This window comes from Bacteroides sp. Marseille-P8574 (genome assembly GCF_902825465.1).
Classification (GTDB): domain Bacteria; phylum Bacteroidota; class Bacteroidia; order Bacteroidales; family Bacteroidaceae; genus Bacteroides; species Bacteroides uniformis.
Genome location: NZ_CADEBE010000001.1, coordinates 650,114 through 668,643, shown reverse-complemented (window position 1 = coordinate 668,643; position 18,530 = coordinate 650,114). Strand labels below are relative to the sequence as shown.

At 43.0% G+C, this 18,530-nt stretch carries 10 protein-coding genes and 1 tRNA gene; 7 read left to right on the top strand and 4 right to left on the bottom strand.

Annotated features, from left to right (window positions below; all coding sequences use genetic code 11):
* Position 1 precedes the first annotated feature (1 nt).
* The 3 genes from HUX74_RS02880 to HUX74_RS02870 all read right to left on the bottom strand — a co-directional run bounded on the left by HUX74_RS02880 (position 2) and on the right by HUX74_RS02870 (position 1,775).
* Positions 2–955 (bottom strand): glycosyltransferase family 2 protein, encoded by a 954-nt coding sequence (locus tag HUX74_RS02880; protein ID WP_016273343.1) that lies wholly within the window; start codon positions 953–955, stop codon positions 2–4.
* A gap of 55 nt (positions 956–1,010) precedes the next feature.
* Positions 1,011–1,556, bottom strand: coding sequence for a DUF4199 domain-containing protein (locus HUX74_RS02875; protein ID WP_174646172.1), 546 nt, complete (start codon positions 1,554–1,556; stop codon positions 1,011–1,013).
* Positions 1,557–1,701: 145 nt separating this feature from the next.
* Positions 1,702–1,775 (bottom strand) — tRNA-Thr (locus tag HUX74_RS02870).
* A gap of 537 nt (positions 1,776–2,312) precedes the next feature.
* Between HUX74_RS02870 and HUX74_RS02865 the strand changes: the two genes are divergently transcribed.
* From HUX74_RS02865 to bglX, 7 genes are all read left to right on the top strand, one after another.
* Positions 2,313–5,204 carry a triple tyrosine motif-containing protein gene (locus tag HUX74_RS02865; RefSeq protein ID WP_174646171.1) on the top strand — a complete coding sequence of 964 codons (2,892 nt, stop codon included), beginning with the start codon at positions 2,313–2,315 and terminating at the stop codon, positions 5,202–5,204.
* 291 nt (positions 5,205–5,495) lie between these two features.
* On the top strand, positions 5,496–8,699 hold the full coding sequence (locus HUX74_RS02860; protein ID WP_174646170.1) for a TonB-dependent receptor: 3,204 nt from the start codon (positions 5,496–5,498) through the stop codon (positions 8,697–8,699).
* Positions 8,700–8,719: 20 nt separating this feature from the next.
* Entirely contained in the window at positions 8,720–10,309 is a 1,590-nt protein-coding gene (locus HUX74_RS02855; protein WP_174646169.1) for a RagB/SusD family nutrient uptake outer membrane protein, read from the top strand.
* A gap of 31 nt (positions 10,310–10,340) precedes the next feature.
* Positions 10,341–11,714 carry a hypothetical protein gene (locus tag HUX74_RS02850; protein ID WP_117600727.1) on the top strand — a complete coding sequence of 458 codons (1,374 nt, stop codon included), beginning with the start codon at positions 10,341–10,343 and terminating at the stop codon, positions 11,712–11,714.
* A 137-nt stretch (positions 11,715–11,851) separates the two neighbouring features.
* Entirely contained in the window at positions 11,852–13,213 is a 1,362-nt protein-coding gene (locus HUX74_RS02845) for a family 16 glycosylhydrolase (RefSeq protein WP_174646168.1), read from the top strand.
* An 88-nt stretch (positions 13,214–13,301) separates the two neighbouring features.
* On the top strand, positions 13,302–14,588 hold the full coding sequence (locus HUX74_RS02840) for a glycoside hydrolase family 2 TIM barrel-domain containing protein (protein ID WP_174646167.1): 1,287 nt from the start codon (positions 13,302–13,304) through the stop codon (positions 14,586–14,588).
* A 2-nt stretch (positions 14,589–14,590) separates the two neighbouring features.
* A complete protein-coding gene (bglX, locus tag HUX74_RS02835) occupies positions 14,591–16,843 on the top strand; it encodes a beta-glucosidase BglX (RefSeq protein ID WP_117600730.1) in 2,253 nt (750 codons plus the stop codon).
* 119 nt (positions 16,844–16,962) lie between these two features.
* Here bglX and eno read toward each other — a convergent pair whose 3' ends face one another.
* On the bottom strand, positions 16,963–18,252 hold the full coding sequence (eno, locus tag HUX74_RS02830; protein WP_117600731.1) for a phosphopyruvate hydratase: 1,290 nt from the start codon (positions 18,250–18,252) through the stop codon (positions 16,963–16,965).
* Between the last annotated feature and the right edge of the window lie 278 nt (positions 18,253–18,530).

The window sequence follows — 18,530 nt, the reverse complement described above, 5'->3', positions numbered from 1 at the left end:
GTTAAATGGTTTTCTCTATTTGATATTTGTTTCGTTCCGGGGCATTACGTGAAATCAGCTCTCCGAGGAATCCTGCCACGAATAGTTGTGTGCCGATAATCATGGAGGTCAACGAGAGGTAGAAGTAGGGAGAGTCCGTTACAAGACGGTAGGGCATGCCATGGTGCATGTAGTACAACTTGCTGACACCTACTATGACCACGGCTATGAAGCCGAAGATGAACATCAATGAACCCAGCAATCCGAAAAAATGCATGGGCTTGATGCCGAACCGGGAAAGGAACCAAAGGGAAAGCAAGTCCAGATACCCGTTTACAAATCGGTTCAGCCCGAACTTGGTCTTTCCGTATTTGCGTGCCTGGTGGTGCACCACTTTCTCGCCGATTTTCTTGAAGCCGGCGTTCTTGGCCAGGTAGGGGATGTAGCGGTGCATTTCGCCGTATACCTCTATATTCTTGACAACCTCTTTGCGATATGCCTTCAGTCCGCAATTAAAGTCGTGCAGGTTTTTGATGCCCGATACTTTGCGGGCGGTGGCATTGAACAATTTGGTGGGGAGGGTCTTCGACAACGGGTCGTAACGTTTCTGCTTCCAGCCCGATACGAGGTCGTAGCCCTCCTGGGTAATCATGCGGTAGAGTTCGGGTATTTCGTCGGGACTGTCCTGCAGGTCGGCGTCCATGGTTATCACGACGTCGCCTTGTGCTTGTTCGAAACCACAGAACAATGCCGGCGACTTCCCGTAGTTGCGGCGGAACTTAATGCCCCGTACTTTGTCCGGAGCTTGTGCCTGCAATTGCTCGATAACCTGCCACGAACGGTCGGTACTTCCGTCGTTAACGAAAATCACTTCGTATGAAAAGCCGTTGGCATTCATCACCCGCTCAATCCATGCGAACAATTCGGGGAGTGATTCTTCTTCATTATATAGTGGTACGACAACTGAAATATCCATTGATGTATGATTTTTCTATTTTACAATTGAAATAACAATTCTTTTTGCTGTTCCGTCACTCTGCCGGAGCGTCGTCTTTCTTGCGTCTCATCACGAACAAGGCGGTGGGGAAAGCCAGTATCGAACCCCAAAATACATTGGACGATATCATCTGTAGCGTAATGTCGATAGGGCTGAGTAGTAGGGCTGTCTCCAAAGCTTCCTGATAGGTGGCGATGTACGAATCCATTCCCGGCATGTTGCTTTGGGCAAGCGTGTCTACCATCGTTTCGCACGTGTTTATCACATATCCGTGGTCTATGAACCTGAAGTAGATGTAGTGTGCCACGGCGGCAAGCAGCGCGGCAAACATATACATGAAAACGGTGAATATCCATGCATGCAGGAAGCTGATGCCGCCTCCGCATAACTGATTACGATACATCCGTGCATAATAATATCCCATAAAAGGTACGCATAGCGTGAGTCCCATGAAAAGGAAAAGTAAAAAAGGAACCGACAGCCCCACAGGAAAGAGTATGAACTTCAATATCCAGAAACCTCCCATATAGGTACCGAACAGCATTGCGTATTGTTGCATGTAACCTCTATTTTCTGCCATCTTTCTTAGAAATAATGTGCAAAGGTACAAATATAGTTGGATTCAAGGGCAAGCCGATGTGTAGATTTTAAATAAATTAGAGGATTCTTTGCGGGGCAAAAAGAAAAAAGCAGGTAACACTTTCGTATCATCTGCTTTTCTTTCGAGCCTCTTGTCGGATTCGAACCAACGACCCCGAGATTACAAATCACGTGCTCTGGCCAACTGAGCTAAAGAGGCGGGTGGGTAAGCTTGCTATATCGCGCCGCTACAACCAACTACCTTTGCTGCGATCAAGCCCTGGAGGATTCGAAGGGAGCTGGCCGTATAGGACTTACCCGTTTTCGTTTTGCGGTTGCAAAGGTAGGCATTATTTTGAAATCTGCAATAGCTTGCGGCGATTTTTTTATTTATTTTTTTAGATTCTCTATTCTATCCCTCTTCACGGCTCCTTATACAGACACTTTGGAGGGGAGGTACGGATTCTTTCCGGCATTACGATGGACAAATATTCCTTTTACTAAAAAGTATTCGTCCGACATGTGTAACCTTATCGTCCGACAGTTGTTGAATTATCGTCCGACAGCTGTCGGACGATAATTCAACAACTGTCGGACGAATACTTCTTAGTATACCGGAATCTAAAGTATAGTAATGCAAAAGATTGCCATTCGAGAAGAAAATAATAATCGGGGACGAAAAAACTGATAGGCTATTGTGCGCTACCTTGAAAATAAGCATTATTTTTGTGCAACTAACTATATAGTCATTATACACATGAACAAACACATATTGTCATTCTACTTTTTTTTCTGCCTTTTTCTTTTTCTCCCTTTGGTCGAAGCAATTGCCGGCTGGAATAGCTTTATCGTCAATTTTGATAAAAGTGTTTATGGCAAGGGGACCCAGACTTGGCAGATAGCACCCTATGATGACAAGTGGGTATATTTCGCCAACAAGAACGGTATGGTGCAATTTGATGGCAATGTCTGGAATGTATTTCCATTGAACAATGCTTCCGATGTGCGTTCCGTTCTGGCTTCTGCTACCCAAAAAAGAATTTATGTGGGGGGCATCAATGAGTTCGGCTATTATGAACCGGATGCGGACGGTTCTTTGGCCTATCATTGCATGTCCGATACTTTGGAGAGTTCCGTTCGTTTTCTTGGAAACGTGTGGGGCATCCATGAGACTGACAATATTTTGTATTTCCAAGGGGACGGGTGTGTGGTGAAGTACCTGAACGGAAAATATACCGCCATTGAAATGAATGCCAAGATAGATTGTTCCAATATGGTCAATGGTATTCTTTACATCGGTACGGACAGAGGTGTATGGCTTTTGGTTGGAAACACTTTTTTCCCTCTTCAGGGTGCCGATGCGTTAGCTTCCAAACGTATTCGTGGCATTATACCTTATAAGAAAGGTGTTCTGGTGGTGACTGCATACAACGGACTTTACTATTGTGACGGGCGTACGATGGAACCGTTCATCACCGGTGCCGAAGAGTTTATGCGTGAGAATGAAGTCTTTTGCGTGGCCAAAAAGGATGATAAGATTGCCTTGGGAACCATTCATAAAGGATTGGTACTGGTGGATTGCAGCACCATGCAACTGAAATATTTCAATGAGAACAACGGCTTGCGTAACAATACGGTGCTTTCTGTCTCCTTCGATACGACCGGAAACCTCTGGGCCGGTCTGGATAGCGGCATTGACTACGTCTGTCTGAGTTCTCCTTTTACGAATCTCTATTCCTATCCCTATTCCTACGGCACGGGATATACGGCGGCCGTAGAAGGCGGCTATCTTTATTTAGGTACCAATCGTGGTTTGTATTACACCTCTTATCCGGTACAGATGAATGGCGATTTGCCGGATATCCGTCCGATGCCCCAATCCAGCGGACAGGTCTGGAACCTTTGCCGTATAGGTGATGAACTCTTCTGTCTGCACGACCGTGGTATTTTCCTTATCAATGGCACTTCCGTAAAACGCGTGACGGATATTGCCGGCGCCTGGTGTTGCCAACTTGTGGCAGGACGTACGGACCTTATGTATGTTGGGGTATATAACGGTATTTATTTGGTTGGGAAAAAGAATGGAGAATGGCAGGTGGTTGGCAAGATTGAGGGTATGAACGATTCTTGCCGTCTTTTTGAGCAGGAAAGCGATAAGGTGATTTGGGTGTACAATACAGATCATGTTACCCGTGTGGATTTGGATAATGATTTGACAAAAGCTGTCCGTATAAAGGAATATAGCGCGAAGGATGGTTTCCCGGTAGGGCGTGATATGTATATAGCGAAGATAGAAGACCGGGGGTATTTTGCCACTCCCCGGGGAATCTATAAGCATAATCCTCATAAAGATGTCATGGAGCCTTGTCCGGATATGAACAACCTTTTGAATGGCACCGCGGCCTATTCGCGTATCTTGGAGTATCACGATAAGTTGATTAGTTTGAGCCCTCACGAAATCTGTATTGCCAATCTGGGTACCTATAAGCGGGGGGCGAATACAAGCATTAATCCCATCCAGCAATCGCTGATTGAACTGGTACCCGGTTTTGAAACGATTATTCCTCTTTCAGATTCGCTGATGGTGGTTCCTAATGAAGGAGGTTTCGCTTTATTCAGTATCCCGGCCGTAAGAGAGCGTCAAGATCGTAGCCACTCCTTATATATAAGGAACATGTATCTGTCTTATCCCAAGGATTCATTGGTATATACCGCAAACTTTTTAGGAGAGAAGCCGGTTCCGGTGATAGCTTATTCCATGAATTCCGTTCGTTTTGACTATGCCCTTTCTTTTTTTTCGGTAGGGGATGATATCCGTTTTCAATATCGTTTGAATAAGGGAGGCTGGTCCGATTTCACAACGGTACGCACCAAGGAGTATAGCAGCTTGTCGGAAGGGGAATATACGTTTGAAGTTAAAGCGGTCTTTCCTGACGGTACGACATCATCGGATACAATCGCCTTCCGTATACTTCCACCGTGGTATCGCAGTGCTGTTGCATACGTTTGTTATATCATCTTGGCTTTGCTTGCCTTATGGTATGTCTATCGCTGGGATGATGTCCGTGTGAAGCGGAAGAAACAGCAGGCGGTGGTCGAGAAGGACAAGGAGTTGCACGATATGGAAAGGGAGTACGAAGAGGAGAAGGCTCGTCAGGAAAAGCAGATTATGCAGCTGGAGAAAGAAAAATTGGAATACGATTTGCAACATAAGAGCCAGGAAATGGCCAATCTGATGATAAACTTTGTCCGTAAGAATGAAATGCTGACTGAAATCAAGTCGGAGATACTTAAAGTATCCGCCTTGCTGAAGGGTGAGGGGGCTCGTGAAGGGAAACAGCAACTTATACTTATCAATAATAAAATAGACGGTAATATACAGAGTGATGAGGTCTTGAAGCGTATTGAAGACCAGTTTGACTTGATACATAACAATTTTATGAAACGTCTTCATGCCAAGCATCCGGAACTTTCCCACAACGAACGCATGATGTGCGCTTATCTAAAGATGAATCTTTCCACGAAAGAAATAGCTCCTCTGTTGAATATTTCGGTTCGTGGAGTTGAAACAATCCGTTATCGTCTTCGTAAGAAGTTCGCTTTAGAGAGAGAGGATAGTTTGACGGATTATTTAAGCAATAAACTGTAGCCTTTAGATATTAACTTCCTTTAAAAGAAGGAAGTGCATGGAAGGGAGGAATGTTAAATTTCTCCCTTTTGTGTTCTATAACATGTTGTGACGTAATACTTGAAAGTATATATTAACTATTGATTATTAATAAGTTATTTATTAATGACGTATTGATAACGTATTTGAATTTTGTATTTGACGTATTTAAGAATGATTGTTTCTTGTTTGTTTTATTGCCTTTTACTCTATGTTTGCACTGTTCGATTGAGGACAAAACCGAGAAACGTTAATCTTAATTTAGTAAAACTTATGAAAAAGTTATTATCAGTTTTATTTCTGTTAAGCTTTACCTTGGCTTCTGTATATGCCCAAAATATACAGGTAAAAGGTACAGTGGTAAGCGGTTCGGATAATGAACCGTTGCCTGGAGTAAATGTGGTAGTTAAAGGTACTACCAATGGTGGAATTACTGATTTGGACGGTAATTTTACATTGTCGGTTCCTGCCGACGCAACACTTTCTGTTACTTATATTGGTTTTAAATCGCAAGAAGTTGCGATAAATGGAAAAACTTCCTTGAAAATAGTTCTTCAGGAAGATTCAGAAACGCTGGACGAAGTAGTAGTGGTGGGATATGGTGTTCAGAAAAAAAGTGTGGTAACAGCATCTATTGCCAAAGTTAGTAGTGAGGACTTGGAAAACAAATCTCCGGTGCGTATGGATAATGCATTGAAAGGTTTGGCTGCAGGTGTGGATGTAACTTCTGCTTCTGGTCAGCCGGGTGATTCTCCTCGTGTACGTGTACGTGGTATTGGTACTATTAACAATAGTGATCCCCTTTACATTGTAGACGGTATGCCTATTGGTGGTGGTCTTGATTTTGTAAATCCTAATGATATCGAGTCTATCGAAGTCTTGAAAGATGCTGCTTCTGGTGCTATCTATGGTGCGCGTGCTGCTAATGGCGTTATTCTAGTAACTACCAAGAAAGGTAAGATGGGTAAGGCACAGATTAATTACAATTTTTCTTATGGTTGGCAGAGCGCATGGAAGAAACGTGATGTAACTAGTGCGACAGACTATGCTATCCTTCAGAATGAAGCCAATGTGAATGGTGGTCAGGCTCCAATTTATGCAGATCCTTATAATTTGATTGATGCTAATGGAAATTCTATCAAAGGGTTTGGCACTGATTGGCAAGATCTTGTTTTCTATGACAATGCTCCGGTAGTGAATCATGATGTGACAGTTAGTGGTGCATCAGAAAAAGTAAATTATTATTTATCTTTGGGGTATTATTCACAAGATGGTATTGTTGGTGGTAATCACGGACATTCTAATTATGACCGTTTGACTGTTCGTTCCAATACTCAATATAATCTAATTGATGCATCTAAAGAACGCGGTTTCCTTAATAAATTGGATTTAGGTGTAAATTTGGCTTATATGCGTACGCATTCAACAGGTGTTGGCACTAACTCTGAATTTGGTTCAATTTTGGGTTCGGCTCTTTATCTGTCTCCTATTTTGACCCCTACATTGACTGGTGATGCAGCTGAAAAGATGATTGAAACTTATAAAGATTTTGATTTGCCTCGTGATGCAAATGGTGATCCTTATACAGTACCTGGCTACGGAGGAGCTTATCAGGAAATGAATAATCCGCTGGCTATGATGACGTTGACTCCTACAAAGAATTGGTCACATAAGTTTGTTCCAAAGTTTTCTATTGATCTCCAATTGTGGGATAATTTGAAGTATCACTTCAATTATAGTGCTGATATGGGATTTTGGGGTAATGAAGGGGCTACCAAGAGTAAGTATTACCTCTCTGCTAATAATAAGGCAACACATACTAGTGCATCTTCATTCAAGGCACAGAATGTGACATGGCAGATTGAAAATACATTGACTTATGATAAAACTATTGGCAAACATACATTTGGTGTTGTATTGGGACAGTCTGCCCTTAAATATAAAGGAGACCAACTTGGTGGTAACCGCTGGAATCTGGTGAATCCTAATAAACCTTCTATTGATTATGCTACAGGGAATGTTGAATATACAAAGGATGAAAATGGTAATATTACTGGCGTTACAGTTCAGTATGGCGTTTATGGAGGTCCTTATACAGAACATAGAATGTCGTCTATGTTTGCTCGTTTGAGTTATAACTATAATGAACGCTATATGATTCAGGCTACAATCCGTCGTGATGGTTCAAGTCGTTTTGGTATTAATAATAAATATGGTACATTCCCTTCAGTATCTGTGGGATGGAATGTGACAAATGAAGAATTTATGGCTGATACGCGAGAATGGTTGTCTAACTTAAAGGTTCGTGCTAGTTGGGGTAAGAATGGTAATGATAACATAGCCGAATTTGGTTATACTTCATTGACAGCCATGGGTAATAATGTTCTTTTGGGTAAAGATGCCATCAAATGGAATGGTTCTAAAGCACAACGTTTGGCAAATCCTGATTTGAAATGGGAAGAGAGTGAGCAAACTGACTTAGGTATTGATTTGGGATTCTTTAATAATGCTTTAACGTTCAGTGCCGACTATTACATAAAGAAAACCAATGGTATGATTATTACGATGCCTATCCCGAGTTATGTAGGTGAAACTAAACCTCTTGGTAACGTAGGTGATATGGAAAATAGTGGCTTTGAGTTTGAACTTGGCTATAAATGGAATATTGCTGATGCTAAATTTGCAGTAAAGGGAAATGCTACTTATCTTAAAAATGAATTGAAGAATTTGGGTAATGATACTGGCTATATGGATTTAGATGGTATTCAAGGATTCTCTGGCGGCGGTACACGCGGCTCTAACGGACAACCTTTCCCCTATTTCTATGGTTACAAGACTGACGGTGTTTTCCAGAATATGGATGAAGTTCGTGCTTATGTCAATAAAGATGGTAAAATGATTATGCCGGATGCGGTTCCTGGTGATACACGTTTTGTGGATGTAAATGGTGATGGCAGCATCTCGGCAGATGACCGTACTAACATTGGTAATGGTACTCCGGATTGGACTTATGGTTTGAATCTCAATGCTGATTGGAAAGGCTTTGATTTTAATATTTTCTTCCAAGGTGTGGCTGGTGCTGATGTGTTTGATGGCACTTATCGTACAGATGTTGCTTCTGGTAACTATCCTTCTTGGATGTTGGGACGTTGGACTGGTGAAGGTACTTCTAATAAGTATCCTCGTCTGGCTGTCGGTAATGCAACGAACTGGATGGTATCTGATCTTTATGTTTGTGATGGTTCATATCTTCGTCTTAAGAATATTACTTTGGGATATACATTGCCTAAGACTCTTACTCGCAAACTCACTATTGAACGTCTGCGCGTATATGTACAAGCTGAAAATCTTGTGACTTGGACCAAATATTGGGGATTTGATCCTGAAATTTCTTCAGGTGCAACTTCTCTTGGTGTTGACCGTGGTATTTATCCGCAGGCTCGTACATATACAGTAGGTGTAAATGTTTCTTTCTAATTTAAAAACATAAGAATTATATGAAAACAAATAAAATATTAGCAATAGGCTTACTTGCTGCCGCTACAGTGTTGACTACCGGTTGCAGTGACAGTTTTCTTGAGGTGGAAAATCCGACAGGTGAACCATTGGAAGATTATTATACTACGGACGAGCATATTCAGGAAGCTCTGATTGCCGCCTATGACCCTCTCCATTGGCCAGATTGGGGATTGGGACAGTACAATGCCTTGAATATTGACGGTGAAATTATGGGCGATAATTTTTGGGTAGGTGGTGCAACCAAGACCGATATGCAGAATTGGCATATGTTATTTAATTATGAAGCTAATGAAAATAATACACTTGGCTCTCTTTGGACTGTGGATTATTCTGGCATCAAACGTTGTAATGACTTACTGAAATATCTTGATTGGGGTACTGATGTTACTGAGGCCAATCGTAAACTCTATGAGATGCAAGCCCGTTTACTACGTGTTTTCTATTATAATATGTTGTGGCATTATTTTGGTAATGTACCTTTCTATTTGGAGAATCTTTCCGAACCTCCTTATACGGCTCCGCAATATACTGCCGATCAGGTTTATGCTGAGTTGATTGTGGAACTTGAAGCTGTAATTGACTCTAAGGTGCTACCTTTGAAATATTATAAAACAATCAAAGATGGTAAAGAAGTTGATGACGAAGGTCAGTTGGGACGTGTCACTCAAGCTATGGCTTATATGATATATGCTGAAATGGTAATGTATCAGAATGATGAAAGTCGTTTTTCAAAAGCTTTAGGTTATATGAAGGAGCTTATTGATAGTCCTAGCTTTAGATTGAATCCTAGTTTTGCCAACATCTGGGAAACGGAAGGTGAATGGTGTGACGAATCTATCTGGGAAATTAATTATGAGCAAACTAATAACGAACGTGGCTGGGGAAGTCCGTTAGCTGTTGGTGGCACAGTGCTTCCTACTTTGATTTCTCCTAACTCTTTCCCTGGTGATGATGGTTGGTCAAAGGGTAATGATGGTTGGGGATTTATGCCCATGCGTCTTGAAACTTATCAAATGTTTAGTGAACAAGACAAACGTCGTGATGCAACTTGCTGGGTGATTGCCGAAGATGTAGAATATACGAAACGTTATCAAGATACTCATATTTGGTTGCAAAAATATCGTCCGTATGATAAGAACTTCAAGCAGTCTTCCGGTGACCAGAATTTGAACTATAATAACAACTATCGTTATTATCGTTATGCTGAAACATTGCTCAATGCTGCAGAACTTTCTCTTCGTACAGGTGGAAGTAGTACTGGGGAGGCTAAGACATGGTTGAACGAAGTTCGTACCCGTGCCGGTTTGGCTGAACTTGCGAGTGTCACAGTTGACGATGTCCTCACAGAGCGTCATTTGGAATTTGTTGGCGAAGGTAAACGCTATTTTGATTTGGTACGTGCTGAAGGAATTAGTGGAGCATCATCTAAAAACAAGGCTACTACTGCACTTGTCCCAGATGAATATGGCTACCGTACCAATTCTTGGACTGCCAAGAAGAAATACATTCCTATTGCACAAAGTGAGTTGGATTCTGACCCTGCTTTGGTTCAGAATGCTTATAAATAGTTTACCATAACTCCATTAACAAATAATTGATATGAAAAATATATTTAAATATATAGCAGGCGTGTTGGTTGCTGGTTTTGCAATGACTTCATGTTCGCCTGAAGATTTTACGGGAGCCAATGGCAATATCCCACAAGCATCGGATTATACTGATAACTTTAAAGTTACTGTAGATCAGACAACCAATTATGCAAACTTTGAATTTACTTCTGCTCCTGGAGTGTCTCCGATTTGGATAATTGACGGCGCTTATCAAGCCTCATATGGCTTTTCTAAATATTATCGTAAAAAAGGTTCATATACAGTAGAATGTAAAGTAAAGAACGCAAATGGCATCAGTGATGGTTCGATAACTAAAACCTTTGAAATAGAGAAGACTATTATGAACGGTTTTGGTGGTTTTGTGGAAGATAGTGAATTTAACATGTTTAAGGGAGTAACTTTCAATGTGGCATCTTTCTACTATGCTCCAGGATGGGGGCAGATTGCAGATCCAAAATATACTTATCAGAATGGTGCATTTGTTGTTTCCTTACCGGAAGCTACTACCGATCAGTGGCAAGCTCAGATGCATGTGGAATTGGATAAGGCAATTGCTTTGTCTGTGGATAAAACCTATGATTTTTCAGTGATAATTACTTCTACTACCAAACATCCGGGCGTGACGGTTAAAGTACAGCAGAAGGGTGATGACAATACGTTTATCAATATGCAGCGTGTGGCTTTAGATGCTAATGAGCCCAAATGTATATGGTTCAGTAACGTACCCGGTGTGAATATTACCGACTTGAAGTTTGCACTTGATTTTGGTGGTAATGAAGCTAATACGGATATTACTTTGGAAAGCTTTGTCTTGAAAGACCATGCTAATGATGACGGTACGGAAATTCCTGAAGTACAAGAGCCTGAACCTTCTTGGGTAAAGGTGGATAGTGAAGACAATCTTTGGAACGGGGCAACCTTTACCAATACTTTCTTCTATGCAAACCCGGATTGGAGTGCTAGACCTAATCCTGATTTGGTGGTGGATGGAAATGCTTATACACTCACTTTCCCTGATGCTACTGAAGCACAATGGCAGAACCAGTTCTCGTTTGTTACAGATTTGTCAGCCGATACAGAAACTGCCTATGATTTCTGTGTCACTCTAAATCCTAGTACTGATTTGAAGGGAGTGACAGTAAAACTGGTTCAGACTGATGAACCTGATGTCAAACATGATGACAATTTCTTCTTTGCAGAACAGACGGATTTGTTGGGTAATGAAGATAATAAATTTTGGGTTGCAAATAAAAAGGCGCCTAAAGATATGCATGCTATATCTTTAGTCTTGGATTTTGGTGGAAATCCTGCTGACACAAAAGTGACTATTAAGGATATTATTTTCCAGACTCATAGAGATTGAAGACTAGTATTGGATAGGATATTGGTCTACTAAAAAACAGTGAATTATAAAAGGGGGGGAAGGATGTGTGTTATCTTGGCAATTGCTGGAATTTCATCCTTTCCCTTTTTCTCTACTTATGTTATAAAGAAATATATATGAAATACTATTGTCTATTATCTATTCTTTTGTTTTCGTTGATTGCTTGTGGCAGTAACGATGACAAGGAACCGCAATCCGAGGATGTTACCATTAAATGTTCTCCTGAAAAGATAGAGGCTGTTGCACAAGCTAGCCAATATGTGGTGAATGTGGTTTGTTCCGGTAAAGAGTGGACAGCTTTTGCCTCTGATGATTGCAGTTCATGGGTCAAAGTAAATGTAATAGGTTCTTCTTCTAGCCAAGGCACAGCGACAGTTATAGTCAGTGCTCATACGGGTACTACTTCTCGTACTGGTACAGTGGTGGTTAAATCTGGTGCTACTCGTGTATCTATTCCTCTTACGCAAGCGGCTCCTTTATCAGTGTCACAGACTGAGTTGTATTCTAATTCTGTAGGAGAAAATTTTGTCTTATCTGTTATTGCTTCTGGCGAATGGAATGTGAAATCCAATGATAGTTGGATTAGCGCAGAAAAAAACGGTGAGGAGATTGTTGTGACCACTTTAGCTAATGATGCAAAGATTTCCCGTACGGGCACAGTTGAGGTTGTGGCTGGTGCAGAGAAAGCAACGGTAACAGTTATTCAAGAATCGGCTGAAGATCTGGATATCAATATTCCTGAGGGGTATCGGTTGGTTTGGCATGATGAATTTAATGAGGGTATATCTCTCGGCAATGACTGGACACACGAAGTTCAAGGAGCAGGGTGGGTAAACAATGAACTTCAGAATTACGTTAATGGTTCCGCTGACGGAAAGCGTGTGACAGAACTTGTGGACGGTAAGTTGAATATAAATTGTTTCAAAGGCTCCGATGGTAAAATTTACTCTGGTCGTGTGTATGCTAAAGTGAATACTGGTTGGAAATACGGTTACTTTGAAGCACGTATCATGTTGCCTGAAGGCAAGGGGACGTGGCCGGCTTTTTGGATGATGCCAGTTGATAATGACTGGAATACTAATCCATGGCCCATGTGTGGTGAAATAGACATTATGGAGGAAGTGGGAGTCGTGCCCAACGAAGTCTCTTCGTCTATCCATACGCAAGATTATAATCATACTATAGGTACGCAGAAAACACATGCCATGACTATAGAACAGGCAGAAGGAGAATTTCATCTCTATGCTTTAGAGTGGACAGAAGATGCCATCACTACATACGTGGATGGCAAGGTACAGTTGGCTGTTACCAAACAACAATTGGGAGCTGGTCATAATCAATGGCCTTTCCATTATGCTTTCTATCCCATTCTGAATCTGGCTTGGGGCGGTGATTGGGGTGGAATGAACGGTGTGGATGAGTCTGCTCTTCCTGTAACGATGAAGGTGGATTATGTACGTGTATTTCAGAAGAAGTAGAACTGTTTTTTTATGAAGTTTGAAAATGAAGGTTAAATGCTTTTTTTATTTATAACATAGCATACCTTATGCTTTAGAACAATTGATAATGAAAAAAGAAAAAATATTTATTTTTATCTGTTTAGTTTTGTTGTCTGCCTGTTCTTCTTCTTTAGACGGCATTGTAATAGAGAAAGCGGCAGACGGTTATAAACTTTCCATTGACGGAAGAGAAACCTATATTAAAGGCGTAGGCGGCACATATCGGTTAGACATTGCCGCCCAGAGTGGTGCCAATGCCTTCAGAACCTGGAGAGGTAATGTGGAGGAGATAAAGAAAAACCTGGCATTGGCTTCAGAGCACAACATGTACGTAATGCAGGGAATAGGCATGACCAAAGACTCCATACGCTATTACGATGATGAATATAAGAACAAGATGCGCGAAGAAGTCCGCTTGTTGGCAGAAACGTTCAAGAATGATACGAGTTTGCTGGCTTGGGGTATTGGCAATGAAATTGAGTTGGGAAATGCCAATATAGCTGCCGCATGGAATTTTGTGGAAGAACTGGCACAGCTGATTAAGTCGATAGACAAGCGTCATCTGGTTTCGACAGTGATTTCCTACAATCCGTCGGCATTGGACTCTGTGGCAAAGTATGCTCCGTCTCTCGATTATGTGGGCATCAATGTATATGGTCCGATGGGAGAGGTGCAGGCTGTTGTTGACCGGTCGGACTACAAGGGTGCATTTATGATTACCGAGTGGGGACCGACCGGTTGGTGGGAAACAGCGTCAACCGAGTGGAAGGCACCCATAGAGCAGACCAGTGAAGAAAAACGACAGGTATACGAAGAGCGTTATACGCAATATATTTCTGCCAATACCCGTTGCTTGGGCTCTTTTGTATTCTTGTGGGGACAAAAAGAAGAACGTACGCCTACTTGGTTCAGTATGTTTGTAGAAGACACGGTGGATATGCTGCCTCTGAAAGGAGAAAAGACTCCTATGGTGGAGGCTATGCAAAGAGTGTGGACCGGCAAGGAATTGGATGAAACGGCTCCGATAGTTCGGGGCATGACTATCAATGGTAAAAGTGCCATTGATAATGTCCGTATCAAAGCAGGTACTTTATTTAAAGCGGAGGTTTCCGTCACAGATAAGGAGAATGATTCTTTGACTTATGTGTGGGAAGTACTGAAAGAGGCTACAGTCTTGGGTTTTGGAGGTTCTTATGAACCACGTCCGGAAAGAATGGGTGACGTGGCCGTGTCAGACAAGAATGTGTATGAGACTATGATTAAAGTTCCCGGGGAATATCGTTTGTACGTATATATACTTGATAATACGGGTTTTGTCTCTACAGCAAATGTTCCATTTCAAGTAATAGATTAAAGATGAAAACAATGAAAATGCTCTCTGCTTGTTTATTGCTGCTTCCTTTTATATCTTGTACTCAAGTGCAGGATACAAAAAATGACGCAGTCATCGAGCAGAAAATAGAAGCGCTGTTGTCCCGTATGACATTGGAAGAAAAAATTGGGCAGATGAACCAGATTTCTTCTTATGGTAACATAGAGGATATGAGCGGATTGATAAAGAAAGGTGAAGTCGGGTCTATCCTGAATGAAGTAGATCCGGTGCGTGTCAATGCCTTGCAGCGTGTGGCAATGGAGGAGTCCCGCTTGGGCATCCCCTTGCTGATGGCGCGTGATGTGATCCATGGTTTCAAGACCATATTTCCTATTCCCTTGGGACAAGCGGCATCTTTCAACCCGCAGGTGGCTAAGGATGGTGCACGGGTAGCGGCTGTGGAGGCTTCTGCCGTGGGTATCCGCTGGACATTTGCACCGATGATAGATGTGGCTCGCGATCCCCGTTGGGGGCGTATGGCCGAAGGATGTGGCGAAGATACTTATTTGACTTCAGTGATGGGTGTTGCTATGGTCGAAGGTTTCCAGGGAGATTCGCTGAACAGTCCGACTTCCATAGCCGCATGTCCTAAACATTTTGTAGGTTATGGTGCTGCCGAGGGCGGGCGTGATTATAATTCCACTTTCATTCCGGAGCGTCGTTTGAGGGATGTATACCTTCCTCCTTTTGAAGCTGTAGCCAAGGCAGGAGCAGCTACTTTCATGACTTCGTTCAATGACAATGATGGAGCACCGTCTACCGGAAACACTTTTATTTTGAAAGATGTGCTTCGTGGTGAATGGGGATTTGATGGAATAGTAGTGTCAGACTGGGCTTCGGTAGCCGAAATGATGGCACATGGCTTTGCTGCCGATTTTAAAGAGGCAGCAATGAAGGCGGTGAATGCCGGTGTGGATATGGAGATGGTCAGCTATACGTTTGTCAAGGAACTGCCGGAGTTGATAAAAGAAGGAAAAGTCAAGGAATCTGCTATAGATGATGCAGTGCGGAATATTCTGCGCGTCAAGTACCGTTTAGGATTGTTTGATAACCCTTATGTAGATGAGAAACGTATAGAGGAACTTTATGCTCCTTCTCATCTGGAGGCTGCCAAGAAAGCTGCTGTGGAATCGGCCATCTTGCTGAAGAACGAAAAGGAGACATTGCCTCTGCAATCTTCGGTAAAGACGGTTGCTGTGGTAGGTCCGATGGCAAATGCACCTTATGACCAATTGGGTACCTGGATATTTGATGGTGACAAGACAAAAACCGTGACACCGTTGAAGGCTATCAAGGAACTGGTGGGGGACAAAGTGCAGGTGATATACGAGCCCGGTCTGACTTATAGCCGTGACAAGAATATGGCAGGTGTTGCCAAAGCCGCTGCTGCCGCTGCACGTGCTGATGTTATTTTGGCGTTTGTAGGCGAAGAGGCTATTCTTTCAGGAGAGGCGCATTGTCTGGCCGACTTGAACCTGCAAGGTGCGCAAAGCGAACTGATTGCCGCTTTGGCGAAAACAGGAAAACCGGTGGTTACTGTCGTAATGGCAGGGCGTCCGTTGACCATAGGAAAGGAAGTCGAACTCTCGTCTGCTGTACTTTATTCGTTCCATCCCGGAACTATGGGAGGACCGGCATTGGCCGACTTGTTGTGGGGCAAGGCTGTGCCAAGTGGCAAGACTCCGGTGACGTTCCCGAAGATGGTAGGACAAATACCGGTTTATTATGCTCATAACAGTTCCGGACGTCCGGCTACGCGGAATGAGGTTTTGCTGAATGACATTCCGTTGGAAGCGGGGCAGACTTCGTTGGGATGTACCTCTTTCTATATGGATGCTGGTTTCGATCCGCTGTATCCTTTTGGCTACGGTCTGTCGTATACGACGTTCAAATATGATAATGTGAAACTCTCGTCAGCCAATCTGAAGAAGGAAGATGTGCTGACTGTGACTTTCGACCTTGAGAATACCGGAAAGTATGAAGGTACTGAGGTAGCCCAGCTTTACGTGCAGGACAAGTTCGCTTCGGTGACCCGTCCGGTGAGGGAGCTGAAACGCTTTGCTCGCATCACATTGAAGCCGGGCGAGAAGAAAAATGTATCGTTTGAACTTCCGATAAGTGAACTTGCTTTCTGGAATATAGATATGGTGAAGACGGTGGAAGTCGGAGACTTTGCTCTTTGGGTGGCACCGGATAGCCAAAGTGGAGAAGCAGTTTTCTTTAAGGTAGTAGATTGATTGTTGATTTAAGGTTAAAAAGAGAAGGGGCGGACTGTGACGGTTCGCCCCTTCTTACATTTAATAAATGCTTTTTTCTTTATAAGCTCTGTCTTCCGGTAAAGAAAGACACCGGCAAATCACTCATCACCTATCACTTTCTTATATCCATACACCGCATTGCTTCCCAGCTCTTCTTCGATACGAAGAAGTTGGTTGTATTTTGCCATACGGTCTGAACGGCTCAGTGAACCGGTCTTGATTTGTCCACTGTTGGTAGCTACGGCTATGTCTGCGATAGTCGAATCTTCCGTTTCACCGGAACGATGGGAAGTTACGGTAGTATATCCGTGGCGGTGTGCCATTTCGATGGCGTTCAGTGTTTCGGTCAACGAACCTATCTGGTTTACTTTAATCAATATGGAGTTGGCGCAACCTTTTTCGATACCCATTGCAAGGAAGTCCACATTGGTGACGAACAAATCGTCTCCTACCAACTGGCAACGGTTACCGATACGGTCGGTCAGTTTTTTCCAGCCGTCCCAGTCGTTTTCGCTCATGCCGTCTTCGATAGAGTCGATGGGATACTTGTTGATTAACTCTTCCAGATAGTCAATCTGTTCGTCGGCTGTACGCTTCTTTCCTTTTTCGCCTTCGAATTTAGTATAATCGTAGATGCCGTCATGGTAGAACTCGGAAGAAGCGCAGTCCATGGCAATCATTACATCTTTGCCCGGTTCGTATCCGGCAGCCTTGATGGCGGCAATGATGGAGTTCAAGGCATCTTCTGTACCCTCCAGATTAGGAGCAAAACCTCCTTCATCGCCTACTGCTGTGCTGAGGCCACGGTCTTTCAGGACTTTCTTCAGTGCATGGAACACTTCGGCACCCATACGCAGACCTTCGCGGAAGGAAGTAGCACCTACGGGGCGTATCATGAATTCCTGGAAAGCAATGGGAGCGTCACTGTGCGAACCGCCGTTGATGATGTTCATCATCGGTACGGGCATCACATAGGTATTTGTACCACCGATATATCGGTAGAGTGGGATGTCGAGGTAAGCGGCGGCAGCCTTGGCCACGGCAAGAGATACGCCGAGGATGGCATTGGCACCCAGATTGGCTTTCGTTTTGGTTCCGTCCAGTGCAAGCATGGCATGGTCGATACCCATCTGGTCGAGGGCGGACATACCGATGAGCTTGGGAGCAATGATATTATTGATATTGTTCACGGCTTTCAGGACACCTTTGCCTCCGTAACGTTTTTTGTCACCGTCACGCAGTTCCAATGCTTCGTGTTCTCCCGTGGATGCTCCTGACGGGACAGATGCACGGCCTATGAAGCCGGATTCCAAGGTTACGTCTACTTCTACAGTTGGGTTACCTCTTGAATCGAGGATTTCACGTCCGATAATCTTCTCTATTTTCATATTCAGTCAATTTTAATTATAAACTATCTTACTAACAATTGAAAATAGGGAATTGTTTTTCGTTTTTAATCCTTTATTGTAATGCTGAGAAGTGCAGTCAGGTCCATGGTTTGGGAAGTATTGGCGATGGTTCCCCGTATGTCAAGTAGATTAAGGCGTATACCTCTTATGTGAGAGTCGCTTAGGTCGATACCTCTTAGGGGGCTTTTGTCCCTCTAAGGTAGGAGGAATGATGCGTACGGGAGGCATGACAAAAGGTTTACTGGGTTTCATAGGGG

Bases quoted from the DNA above. Each gene is read 5' to 3' on its own strand.
- bglX (WP_117600730.1), top strand. From the start codon at position 14,591: ATGAAAACAATGAAAATGCTCTCTGCTTGTTTATTGCTGCTTCCTTTT.
- HUX74_RS02855 (WP_174646169.1), top strand. From the start codon at position 8,720: ATGAAAACAAATAAAATATTAGCAATAGGCTTACTTGCTGCCGCTACA.
- HUX74_RS02845 (WP_174646168.1), top strand. From the start codon at position 11,852: ATGAAATACTATTGTCTATTATCTATTCTTTTGTTTTCGTTGATTGCT.
- eno (WP_117600731.1), bottom strand. From the start codon at position 18,252: ATGAAAATAGAGAAGATTATCGGACGTGAAATCCTCGATTCAAGAGGT.
- HUX74_RS02865 (WP_174646171.1), top strand. From the start codon at position 2,313: ATGAACAAACACATATTGTCATTCTACTTTTTTTTCTGCCTTTTTCTT.
- HUX74_RS02860 (WP_174646170.1), top strand. From the start codon at position 5,496: ATGAAAAAGTTATTATCAGTTTTATTTCTGTTAAGCTTTACCTTGGCT.
- HUX74_RS02880 (WP_016273343.1), bottom strand. From the start codon at position 955: ATGGATATTTCAGTTGTCGTACCACTATATAATGAAGAAGAATCACTC.
- HUX74_RS02875 (WP_174646172.1), bottom strand. From the start codon at position 1,556: ATGGCAGAAAATAGAGGTTACATGCAACAATACGCAATGCTGTTCGGT.
- HUX74_RS02840 (WP_174646167.1), top strand. From the start codon at position 13,302: ATGAAAAAAGAAAAAATATTTATTTTTATCTGTTTAGTTTTGTTGTCT.
- HUX74_RS02850 (WP_117600727.1), top strand. From the start codon at position 10,341: ATGAAAAATATATTTAAATATATAGCAGGCGTGTTGGTTGCTGGTTTT.